General features: G+C 43.3%; 9 protein-coding genes and 2 tRNA genes. 3 read left to right on the top strand and 8 right to left on the bottom strand.

Annotated elements, in window-relative coordinates; genetic code table 11:
* Positions 1 to 209 precede the first annotated feature (209 nt).
* From E7413_01565 to E7413_01555, 3 genes are all read right to left on the bottom strand, one after another.
* Positions 210 to 1,028: an ABC transporter permease gene (locus E7413_01565; GenBank protein MBE7018558.1), complete on the bottom strand. Its 819-nt coding sequence runs from the start codon at positions 1,026 to 1,028 to the stop codon at positions 210 to 212.
* A gap of 1 nt (position 1,029) precedes the next feature.
* The gene (locus E7413_01560) at positions 1,030 to 2,148 is read right to left on the bottom strand and encodes an ABC transporter ATP-binding protein (protein ID MBE7018557.1); all 1,119 of its coding nucleotides are present in this window, start codon (positions 2,146 to 2,148) and stop codon (positions 1,030 to 1,032) included.
* Positions 2,149 to 2,797: 649 nt separating this feature from the next.
* The gene (locus E7413_01555) at positions 2,798 to 3,703 is read right to left on the bottom strand and encodes a LytR family transcriptional regulator (protein ID MBE7018556.1); all 906 of its coding nucleotides are present in this window, start codon (positions 3,701 to 3,703) and stop codon (positions 2,798 to 2,800) included.
* 184 nt (positions 3,704 to 3,887) lie between these two features.
* Between E7413_01555 and E7413_01550 the strand changes: the two genes are divergently transcribed.
* The 3 genes from E7413_01550 to E7413_01540 all read left to right on the top strand — a co-directional run bounded on the left by E7413_01550 (position 3,888) and on the right by E7413_01540 (position 4,998).
* Positions 3,888 to 3,963 (top strand) — tRNA-Thr (locus E7413_01550).
* 17 nt (positions 3,964 to 3,980) lie between these two features.
* Positions 3,981 to 4,065: transfer RNA gene (locus E7413_01545), tRNA-Tyr, on the top strand.
* A 612-nt stretch (positions 4,066 to 4,677) separates the two neighbouring features.
* Entirely contained in the window at positions 4,678 to 4,998 is a 321-nt protein-coding gene (locus tag E7413_01540) for a hypothetical protein (protein ID MBE7018555.1), read from the top strand.
* A gap of 51 nt (positions 4,999 to 5,049) precedes the next feature.
* On the opposite strand, the gene E7413_01535 is transcribed toward E7413_01540, so the two are convergent.
* The 5 genes from E7413_01535 to trkA all read right to left on the bottom strand — a co-directional run bounded on the left by E7413_01535 (position 5,050) and on the right by trkA (position 11,712).
* Complete coding sequence (locus E7413_01535; protein ID MBE7018554.1) at positions 5,050 to 6,171, bottom strand: copper amine oxidase N-terminal domain-containing protein; 1,122 nt, start codon at positions 6,169 to 6,171, stop codon at positions 5,050 to 5,052.
* A gap of 87 nt (positions 6,172 to 6,258) precedes the next feature.
* Positions 6,259 to 7,260 carry a glutamine-hydrolyzing GMP synthase gene (guaA, locus tag E7413_01530; protein MBE7018553.1) on the bottom strand — a complete coding sequence of 334 codons (1,002 nt, stop codon included), beginning with the start codon at positions 7,258 to 7,260 and terminating at the stop codon, positions 6,259 to 6,261.
* A 490-nt stretch (positions 7,261 to 7,750) separates the two neighbouring features.
* Positions 7,751 to 8,863, bottom strand: coding sequence for a rod shape-determining protein RodA (rodA, locus tag E7413_01525; protein MBE7018552.1), 1,113 nt, complete (start codon positions 8,861 to 8,863; stop codon positions 7,751 to 7,753).
* Positions 8,864 to 8,900: 37 nt separating this feature from the next.
* Positions 8,901 to 10,340: a TrkH family potassium uptake protein gene (locus E7413_01520; GenBank protein ID MBE7018551.1), complete on the bottom strand. Its 1,440-nt coding sequence runs from the start codon at positions 10,338 to 10,340 to the stop codon at positions 8,901 to 8,903.
* A gap of 10 nt (positions 10,341 to 10,350) precedes the next feature.
* Positions 10,351 to 11,712: a Trk system potassium transporter TrkA gene (trkA, locus tag E7413_01515; protein MBE7018550.1), complete on the bottom strand. Its 1,362-nt coding sequence runs from the start codon at positions 11,710 to 11,712 to the stop codon at positions 10,351 to 10,353.
* Positions 11,713 to 11,880 lie beyond the last annotated feature (168 nt).

Raw genomic sequence — 11,880 nt, 5'->3', positions numbered from 1 at the left:
AAAATGGTGGTGCCCTTTGGGAACATTATAATGCAGGCTTTGCCTGCCACCGCAATTATTCATTTTTCATTATTCAATATTCATTGATTTTTAGCCCGCCTCCTCCATTCCTATGAGGCTGATGAAAAAATCGAACAGATTTTGTGAATTTTCTGACTGCCGCGTACTTTTGTGTACGCAAAGGAAGAAAAACGAAAAATGTGACGATTTTACGAAGCCTCCTCTTCTGAGAAGCGGTTCATGATGGCTAAAGAGAGCAATACCAGAATCATCATAACCAAAGAAATGGCAGCCCCTACGTTGTAGGTGGAAACATTTTGAAATTGACGTTCAATGGTGTCACCGATGAGTTCAAAGGTGCCGCCGCCCAGCTTCTGGGAAATGTAGAAGGTGGAGATGGAAGGCACAAACACCATAGTGATCCCTGAAATGATTCCGGATTTGGATAAGGGAAGAATCACTTTTTTTACCACCTGCATCTGGCTGCAACCCAAATCACGGGCAGCTTCTGTCAGGCTCACGTCCAATTTGGAGATGATGGTGTAAATGGGAAGCACCATATAGGGCAGAAAATCATACACCATCCCGAAAATCACAGCACCCTTGGTGCCGATTAAATGTACTTTTCCCCAGTTTAATGCACCTAAAATGGTGTTCAAAAAACCGCCGTCATCCATAATTGCCATCATGGAGTAGGTTCTGATTAACAGATTGGTCCACATGGGAAGCATTAAGAGGGTAATCATAATTTTTTGGGATTTTTCCTTATATCCTGCAATAAAATATGCCAAAGGATAGCCGATGATAAAACAGATAAAAGTGGCAATCACCGATAGACTTATCGATAAAAAGAAGGTGTTGGTATGTTCTTCCAGTGCTAAAATATTGCCAAAAGTAAAGGCGCCGTTGGCATCGGTGAAGCTATAATAAATCACAAAAACAAGGGGTGCCAGGATAAACAGGACTGACCACAGAATATGGGGTGCTGCAGTCATCTTCCCCAAAAAACTGCTTTTCGAATTTTGCATCCTAATCACCTACCGTTTCCGTGTTAGACAACTCGTCGATTTCGTCGGAGAAGGTGGAATAGTCACCGTACTGACCGGAGAATTCGGATTTTTTCATAATGTGGATGGCATCCGGGTCAATGGATACGCCGATATTGGCATTCACGTCCACAAAATCGGTGGACTGAATCATCCATTTGAATCCGTCAATATCCACAATGATTTCATAGTGAACACCCTTGAAGGTGACAGAGGTAACCGTACCGGTGAGCATCCCGTCTTTGGGAGCAACCACATCCACATCTTCGGGACGCACCACAACATCAATCTGTTCGCCCGGTGCAAAGCCTTTATCCACGCATTGGAAGGTATGTCCTGAAAAAGTTACCTTGTAATCTTCATTCATCACACCGTCTAAAATGTTACTTTCGCCGATAAAGTCTGCAACGAACGCGTTTACAGGTTCATTGTAAATATCGGTGGGAGAACCGATTTGCTGAATTTTTCCTTCTGCCATAACCACCACCACGTCTGACATGGAGAGCGCTTCCTCCTGGTCGTGAGTAACGTAGATAAAGGTGATGCCGGTCTGCTTCTGGATTTTTTTCAGCTCGTTTTGCATGTCTTTACGAAGTTTTAAGTCTAAAGCACCCAAAGGTTCGTCTAAAAGCAACACTCTGGGATGGCTGATTAACGCTCTTGCAATAGCAACACGCTGCTGCTGCCCGCCGGATAACTTAGTCACGTTCTTTCTTTCAAAGCCTTTTAGAGCAACCAATTCCAGCATTTCTTTCACTCTGCGGATGATTTCCGCATTGGGAATTTTTTTAAGACGCAAGGAAAATGCCACGTTTTCAAACACGTTTAAATGAGGGAATAACGCATATTTCTGAAACACCGTGTTGATATGACGCTTGTGAGCAGGCACATCGTTAATCTGCTTGCCCTCAAAGAGCACTTCCCCTTCATTGGGAACCTCAAAACCGCCTACAATACGAAGAGTGGTGGTTTTTCCGCAACCGGAAGGACCAAGCAGGGTTACAAACTGCTTGTCATAAATATCCAAATTGATGGAGCGTAAGACCTGTTCGCCTTCAAACTCCTTGGAGATATTTTTAAGTTCGATGATTTTCTTCGTCATGTTCGTCTGTTCCATAGAGGTTTCTTCCTTCTCTGTATAAGTTAGAAAAATTGCAAAAATAAGAACCCGACCCGATGACGCAATCAGAGATTGCTGTCGGGTGCCCCGGAACCTTGTTGTATTCACAATAAGAACCCGACCCGATGAAGCAATCAAAGATTGCAGTCGGGTGCCCCGGAGCCTTGTTGTATTCACAATAAAAAAACGGTATGTCTGATTGACACACCGCTTGCAAAGGTTAATCCGAAGACAAAAAGGGTATTTCCCTTTTGCCGGTTTGAAATAGGTTTCAGAGTTTAATCCGCGTACTCTTATTGACCGTTTCACAAGTCGATGTGTGCGCTGTTTTTGGCACATGGTTGTAAAGGAACCAACTTATAAAATTTGAGCTTCTAACTCAATCAATAAGGCAGGTTATCCCTACCAACCGAATTCTGCGTTCAAAATTCGGCGTTTCGGCGTTCGACCCGGCTGTCCGTCTGGCCTTGGCTTGATGGAATTTTCCAAAAAATCAAGCGGTCGTGATTCTCACCCTCAGGAACCTATGTTCCAAAATCCGATGATATTTTCAGTATAGCACAGTTTTTCCCCAATGTCAATAAATTTTTGTTGGTTTTTCCCATATTTTATGGGATTTTTCCCCAAAAAATCAACGTTTTTTCTCCTCTTGTCCCAAAAATTCCCGACGGATTAGTTGACGGGTTTTTTCCTCGTCACAAATCACATAGGAAATTCCGTTTTTTAACTCCTTTAAAACAGGCATCCGGAAAGTGGAAACAGTAATCTCGGAAAAGTTTCCGAAAAATTGCAGGAAAAGGGAGAAATCTGCGACTTTTAAGTTTGTTTCCACATGACTGGAAAGCACCTGCAACAACCGGGGTACTTTCCCAAGATACCGCGGTTTTGCCTTCTGATTAATCAACTCGGTAACAAGCATCTGCCGGGCCTTGATTCGTTCTGACTCCCCATCGCTGTATCCCGCCTGAAAACGGGTAAACTGTTCTGCTTTTTCCCCGTCTAAAAGTTGATATCCGGGAGATAAATCAACGGTAAGATTCCGCTTGGAATCCCGATAATACATCCGCTTCGGCACATCCATCCAGACCCCGCCCAGCTCATCCACAACCGTCCGAAGTGCGTCAGGATGCATCACTGCATAATAATGGACGGGAAGCCCCGTCAGTTCTTTGACGTAACGAACAGGCTCCTCGTAACGTTTGCCTTCTTCTCCCATAGCATACAACGTATGAAACTGATATAAAGTGCCGTCCCGTGGGACACGGATATCTTTGGGAATAAAAAGAATGTTCAGGCGCTCACGGTGGGGGTCAAAAGACAAAAGCGTCACGGTATCGGAAAGAAGTCCCGCATCGTCGGTCGTCAGCAGCAAAGCGTTTACCCGTCCGGCGTCTGCAATATCGGTGACTGTTTCCGGTACCCGCTCTGCAGGCGAAATGTAACGGTAGGAGCACCAAGCACCAAGTCCAACCATTATCGTCGAAAACAAAACAGCTGCCAACACCAAAATCATAACGAAAAATTTATTGTAAGCCATAAAAAATCCTCTCCAAATCAGTATCTTCTTTTAGTTTGCACGAATTTTTCCCCTCTTAAACCCTTGATTTTCCAAGGAAAAATGTCACTTTGAAAAAAAAATAAAAAAAATGCTTGACAAACCGGACCACCTATGTTATAATCGTTAAGGTGAAATTGATGATTGAACTTTTTCCCAGGCCTGTGCTGGTGTAGCTCAATTGGCAGAGCAGCTGATTTGTAATCAGCAGGTTGCGGGTTCGAGTCCCATCACCAGCTCCACTTTTTCAATTGAATATGGAGGGGTTCCCGAGTGGCCAAAGGGGGCAGACTGTAAATCTGTTGCATCTTGCTTCGATGGTTCGAATCCATCTCCCTCCACCAGAAAGCATCGACGTTTGTCGGTGCTTTTCTTTTTATCAAAAGATGGATGAGAACCATCGAATTGGTTCGTCGAAGCAGACAAGTGCCAACGGCAATTGGACTGCGAAGTCTCGAGCAACGAAGATTTTTCGCTCACCGCTAAGAGCGGTCGGAAAATCAAGAGGCGCAGAGTATCCATCTCCCTCCACCAGAAAAAAGGCTATTCTTCGGAATAGTCTTTTTTCATCGATATAAATCTCTTGCGAGATTTTCGATATGTGCTAACGCACTCGATATGCCTGACGGCACGATATGTTGCCTTGCGGCAACGAGATTTATATCATAGCGAGTTTTATCGTGAAACAAAAAACATATCGAATTTGCGAAGCAAATATATCGTACGAGCGTAAGCGAGTATATCGCTAAAATAAGAAACATCGAAATCATTCTGCTCTTGTAAAAGATGGATGAGAACCATCGAATTTATCCCGATTGACAGGAAGCATTTCTTGTGCTATACTATTCTTAAGATACAAAATTTAATGATTCTGAAAGGACCCTTTAGCTATGTGGACTTGTCCCAAATGCCGCACGAACTGCGAAACCCCGTTTTGCCCTATATGTGGATATCAAATGCCTACCCAACATTCCAAGGTGGATTTATTGCAAGAACAACTGAAAAAAGTGATAAAACACCATAAATTTTGGCAGATTTTCGCTTGGATTTCGTTTGGAGCACTTACTTTATTCGCAACCATATGGATTGGTTCACTTGTGATGGATGCATTTCACTACTGGTGGTATAATCCCGAGGATTTTTTCTTAGGAGCTATTGCAGTCTTACTCGGATATGCAGTAATTAGTGTACCTCTCCTGCTTAGCATCTTAATTTCAAAGCATACAATTAAATTATGGCAAAATACCATTGAATTTCTGAAAAACAAACAACAATAACGAAAAAAGCATCGGCAATGCCGATGCTTTTTTATCGTTTCATTACTGAGACTAATTTGTGCCAGTGATTACAACCGCCCGGGGAATTTCATTCCACGCAACAGAATAACCGAAGCTTTCCGCAATAAAACGGGCAGGGAACATGGTTCTGTTATTTTGAATAACAGGTGCCACATCCAACGTCTGAGGAACACCGTTGACATAAGCAGTGGTGCTGTCGATTACCAATTCCAGAGTAATTCCCTTGCCGGAAAGAGTTACCGTCCGGGTTTCTCCATCCCAGGCTACGCTTCCGCCCATTTCTTCCACAACTGCCCGAACGGGAATCATGGTTCTGCCATTTAAAATCATGGGAGCAGTACCGTTTTCTCCGTCAATGGATTTGAAGGTGCCAAAGACATTCATCATAGGATTTCCGATTTGCAAAATTGCATAGTTTTCTGAGTCTGCAGATTTTCTAAAATACCGTTCTTTCTGTATATTCCAGATATCGGTGAGCCCCACCGGCTGCATAATGGAACTCATCCAGCTCCATCTCCACACGCTATACAGAGCCGTTTTCTCATAGTATTCATTATTTTTCTCGCTGAACAGGGAAAAGTCGGTCGGGATTTTAGCAAGGTACGGGTTGGAATCTGCACGGACATCGGTGGTATATTCCTGAACCAAGCCGGAAGAACCCATATATTCAAAATAACCCAAATATTGAGTGGGAGTTAAGCCACTTTCTGACCAACTGTAAATCACGTGCTCTAAAGAATCAGTCTCTCCCATTTCAAAGGCAGGCTTACGATAAAAGAAATAAAAACTTAACGCTCCGGTATCGTCCATCAGAAGCTCAATGTCATTTTCTCCTCTTTCCGGTCTGGTTGTGATTTTATTGGGGAGTTCCACCACCTGATTGTTTTTTACCTGATACACCGTCAGACCGTAATCCGGGATGGACTCGGAAAATAACAATTCCGGAATGCCGTCATAATTAAGGTCTGCCAGAAGTGTTTCTGCATCATGGCTTCCATATTGAGGATCCAAACCATTTTGATTGCAAAAATCAACCAACAATTGCTCTGCAGCTTGTGCGTCTGAGTAGGTGGTAGCCGAAACCAAAGATGCACAAGAGAACATCATCATAAAACAAACAAGTAACGCTAAGATTTTCTTCATTTTTTTCATTCTGTAAAACCTCTTTTCCGTTATAAAATTTGATAGTTTTTCAGTTTAAAAAAAGCCCTTATCGCTAAGGGCTTTTTGATTATAATATTATTCCCACTCGATGGTGCCGGTCGGCTTGGGAGTTAAGTCGAAAAGAACGCGGTTAATACCTTCCACTTCGGAGGTGATACGCGCAGTGATTTTATGAAGCACTTCGTAGGGGATTTCTTCGATGGTGGCTGTCATAGCATCTACGGTGTTTACCGCACGGATGATTGCAGGCCAGCCTTCATAACGCATTTCGTTACGCACGCCAACGCTCTTCATATCGGGCACAGAAATAAAGTACTGCCAAACGGTTTCTGCCAGTCCGCATTTATCGAATTCTTCTCTTAAGATGGCGTCTGCTTCTCTTAATGCGTGCAGTCTGTCACGAGTGATAGCACCTAAGCAACGAACGCCCAGTCCGGGACCCGGGAAGGGCTGACGGTATACCATAGCGTGGGGCAGACCTAACGCTTCCCCAACCACACGAACTTCGTCTTTAAAGAGCAGTTTCACGGGTTCAACCAGTTCCATTGCCATATCGTCGGGTAAGCCCCCAACATTGTGATGGCTTTTTACGGGTTTGCCGCTTTCTGCCGCTTTGATGCTTTCTAAAATATCGGGATAAATGGTACCCTGTGCCAAAAACTCAATACCTTCCAGTTTGGCTGCTTCTTCATCAAACACCTTGATAAATTCGCCACCGATGATTTTACGTTTTTTCTCAGGGTCAGAAACTCCTGCCAGTAAATCTAAGAAACGGTCGGTAGCATCCACATAAATCAAGTTGGCATCCATCTGATTGCGGAACACTTCGATAACATCTTCCGATTCGCCTTTTCTCATCAAACCGTGATTTACGTGCACACAAACTAACTGTTTGCCGATGGCTTTGATTAACAGCGCTGCCACAACAGAACTGTCTACACCGCCGGATAAAGCCAACAGAACCTTTTTATCGCCTACCTGCTGCTGAACAAGGGCAACCTGCTCTGCGATAAATTTGTCTGCCAGTTCTTTTGTGGTGATACGTTCCATGGTATCGGGTCTTTTGTTGGTATCCATAATATCCCTCCTAAAATGTCATTTCAAATAATATGATTCTTAATTGTAACATAGTTTTTTCTGATTTTCAAGTAGTTATTCATAAGTTTTTAGAAAAAAATTTATGAAAAAAGACGGAATTTTCCAATTCCGTCTTTTCAAAAGCAAAACAGATGCATTTGCTCTCTTTCAGAGAACGCCGCGTACCCGAGTGTACGCAAGTGAACGTAAAAGCGGAAAGGTGCTGTTTTATTAGCCCACACCTCCATACAATCGGGTGAAGAAAATCAATCTATAACTCAAAAACCGAGCCCGAAGGGGTCATCCGAAGGCGTACCGAGTGTACGCCGAGCGATGAGGTTTTTGGGTTAGAGGAAGATTTTCAAACCCCCACCTTCATACAATAGGGCGCGAAAAAACAGATGCATTTCCGCTCTTTCAGAGAACGCCGCGTACCGAGTGTACGCAAGTGAACGTAAAGACGGAAAGGCGCGGTTTTTCAAGCCCCTACCTATATAAAAGATAGGTTTTTATTTTTCATTTTGACGTTTAGTACCAGTCCGATGGCAATTAAGTTGGTAACCATGGAGGAGCCGCCGTAGCTTAAGAAGGGCAAGGTAATGCCGGTGACGGGAGTTAAACCGATGGTCATACCGATGTTTTCAAAGGATTGGACTAAGAACATAGTACCAACGCCGATGGAAATGAAAGCACCCAAGTGGTCTTTGGCGTTGTAGCCGATATAGAAACAACGGAACACAATAAAGCAAATCAGTGCCAAAATGATGATTCCGCCCAAAAAACCGAATTCTTCACAGGCAACTGCATAGATAAAGTCGGTGTGTTTGGCAGGAAGGAAGTTATTCTGGGTTAAAATACCTTTGTAAGGACCTTGACCGAAGAGTTGTCCGGCGCCTACGGCAGTTTTGGACTGCATTACCTGATAACCGGACATCTGAGTGTCCAGCTCCGGATTTAAGAAGGTTAAAATACGGTTTTTCTGATAGTCTTTAAAAACAAACAACCATAGCACGGGGATGGTGACAGCAACGGCGCCTGCCAGTCCTACCAGGTATTTCCAGCTGATTTTCGCCACAAAAATCAACGCAAGGAAGATGGCAACAAAGACCATAGTTGTCCCAAAGTCAGGTTGCATCATTACCAATGCTACCAGTACTGCAATATGTGCAAATGCACACAGAACCACTTTGGGGTCATTGATACGTTCTTTATATTTATCAAGCTGGAAGCCGAAGGATAAAATAAAGCCAATTTTTACAATTTCTGCCGGTTGAATCCCAATGGGACCAAAGCGAATCCAGCTGTTTCCGCCCACTTCTTCAGCACCGGTACCGATGAAAAGCACCAGCAACAGCAAGAACACATCAATTCCGATGATATAAAGGTATTTGGAAGCCAAAAATTCATAATCCATAAAGGCTAAAAACAGGCAACAAATCAATCCTACTATGAAGGAGCCTGCCTGAATCATTACCTGCGTGTCACCGCCAACCAGAGATGCGGTGGCAGAAGACACCAAAAAGATACCGATGATACATAAAATACACACGGCACTCAGCAAAGGCATATCCAAACTTTTTAAAATTTGCCGAAATTTTTCCATATAGTTTCCTCATATCTGTGGGGAATTCCCACGAAATTTATCGTTTCCAGGTTTTAGTGGAAAATAACACCAACATCGGGAAAATTTCCAGTCTGCCCGTGAGCATCACCAAGGTGAGCACCAAGGTGGAAAAGGGAGAATAACAGGAGAAGTTGGAAGTAGGTCCAACTCCTGCCAGACCGGGACCGATATTGCTAAACGTTGCTACAACAGCAGTAAAATTGGTGGTAAAATCAAAATTATCCAGACAAATCACAAACAGCGCCAAAGCAAAAATTAAAATGTATGCAATAAAGAACACGGTGATTCCACGAAGGGTTTCATGCTCCAAGGGACGTCCGTTTAATTTCACTTTCGTGGTACATTTGGGATGAGTGAGTACCCTGATTTCTTTTAACACACTTTTAAAGAGCACCAGCACACGAGATACTTTGATACCGCCACCGGTACTGCCTGCACAGGCACCCACAAACATCAGTGCAACTAAAATCATCTGGGATAACTGGGGCCAGAGATTAAAGTCCACAGTAGAATACCCCGTGGTGGTAATGATAGATGCCACCTGAAAGGCACTGTAACGGACGGTATCTGCAGTGTTGCCCACCATGTGGAAAATATTCAGACAAACCAGTGCAATTGCCGCTATCACAATGAATAAGTAAGTGCGTACTTCTTCCATGGAGAATGCCGTTTTATACCGACGCATCAAGATGCAATAATAAAAGGCGAAATCCACCCCGAAAATCAACATAAATGCCGTCAATATCCACTGAATATAGGGGGAATAAGATGCACATCCCGAATTTAAAACGGAAAATCCGCCGGTACCTGCAGTGCCGAAGGTTAGGGTGATGGCAGTAAACCAGTCCATCCCGGGGTCACACATCAGCAAAGCAAACTGTGTCAGGGTGAGTCCTAAGTAGATGCTGTATAGAATTTTGGCGGTATTCTTCACGTGAGGCACTAATTTTCCAACCGAATGTCCGGGGCTTTCCGCACGAAGCAGATGCATGTTGTCTCCGCCGGATAAGGGCAGAAGCGCCACCAAAAATACGATAACCCCCATTCCGCCAATCCAATGGGTGAAGCTACGCCAGAACAACAGGGATTTTGGTAATGCTTCCACATCAGGCAGAATGGATGCACCGGTGGTGGTAAAGCCGGAGGCGGTTTCAAAAAGTGCATCGGTAAACAAGGGGATTTCTCCCGATAAATAAAAGGGGATCGACCCGAAAATACTTAAAAGAATCCAAGACAGTGCCACAGTAACGAAGCCTTCCTTGGCAAACATATTCTTTTCTTTGGAACGAATTAACGTGAGGGGAATCCCAACCAACAGACAAATTCCCATACAAAAGAGAAAGAGGAAGGGATTCTGCTCCCCAAAGCCTAAACTGCAAAGAAAAGGCAGAATCATACAGATTCCTTCAAAGTTGACCACCCAACCCAAGGTGTTCAGAATGATTTTATAATTCATAATAATCCTTCTATCTTAAAATATCGCTGATATCGTTAAAGCCCTTATGAGCGGTTACCACAATCACGGTGTCTCCCGGGAGCAGCATATCTTTTCCGCGGGGAGTGATAATGTTGCCCTGACGGTTGATACAGGCAATTAACACACCGGGTTTGATGGAAAGGGTTTCTAAAGTTTTGTTGGCAATGGGAGCATTTTCTAAGATGTTAAATTCCAATGCTTCTGCTTTGCCATCTAAAATCTCGTGCATGGTTTCAATATTGCTGCCGATGGAGTTGTTTTTCGCACGGACAAATCGTAAAATATATTCCGCCGTAATATCTTTGGGATAAATCACGGTATCAAGACCTAAATTGCTGATAACTTCATCGTAAGCAGTACGGTTGATTTTGGTGATGATTTTACCCTCAGTACGGGTTTTTACATATAAAGACAGCATCACGTTGGCTTCATCCAGATTGGTTAACGCCACAAAGGATTCTGTGGAATCAACCCCTTCTTCCAAAAGCAGACGGTTTTCGGTGCCGTCTCCGTGAATGATGGTTGCTTTTGGCACAATGGTGCATAATTCATCGCAACGTTTAAAATCCTGCTCAAGAATTTTAACGTCTATCCCGGCTTTTATGAGCAGATGGGCAAGATAAACCGCAGTTTCGCCGCCGCCCACAATCATGGTGTTTTTCACTTTACCGGTTTTTAATCCGATTTTTTTGAAAAACTGAGTGGCATCGTGCACAGTGCCAACAATGCTGACATAATCCCCTGCTTTTAACATAAAGTCACCACCGGGAATAAAGGCTTCTTCCCCACGTTCAACGCCGCAAATCAAGATATTGCCGCCCAACTGTCTTTGGGGAATTTCCATCAGTTTTAAATTACAAAGAGGCGATTTTTCAGAAATTTTAAATTTTAAAATTTCCACTCTGCCCTTGGCAAAGGTATCAATCTGCACCGCAGAGGGGAATCGAAGCAATCTTGCCATTTCCCGGGCGGCAATCAGCTCAGGATTGATAATCATAGCAAGGCCCAAATCTTCCTGGAAGAGCTGAATTTCTTCTTTATATTCCGGATTTCTCACTCTGGCAATGGTACTTACGTGACTTAATTTTCTGGCAATAAAGCAGGTTAAAAGATTTAGTTCATCCGAATTGGTTACGGCAATCAAAATATCTGCTTTTTTGATACCTGCTTCCTCTAAAACCTCTATGCTTGCCCCACTTCCCGTAATCCCCATCACATCATAGGAATTTACGGTGTCTGAGAGCACAGACTGTTTTAAATCAACCACCGTGATAGAATGTTCTTTTTCCGAGCTTAAACGTTCTGCCAACTTCTGACCGACTCTTCCTAAGCCCACGATAATAATATTCATAAATTCGCCTCATTTTTATACTGTTGTATTAAGCTACCTCATTATACATTATAACAAATCGATTTTTTAAAGTCAAGAAAATCACAAAAATATCAAAAAAAGCAAAAAACAGCCTTCCAAAAAATGAAAGACTGTCTTCTGCAATAAGGAAAATGAGATTATCCGATA

This window comes from Oscillospiraceae bacterium (assembly GCA_015068645.1).
Classification (GTDB): domain Bacteria; phylum Bacillota; class Clostridia; order UMGS1840; family UMGS1840; genus SIG452.
The sequence above is the reverse complement of the archived record's forward strand: the minus strand, read 5'-3'. Positions and strand labels throughout refer to the sequence as shown.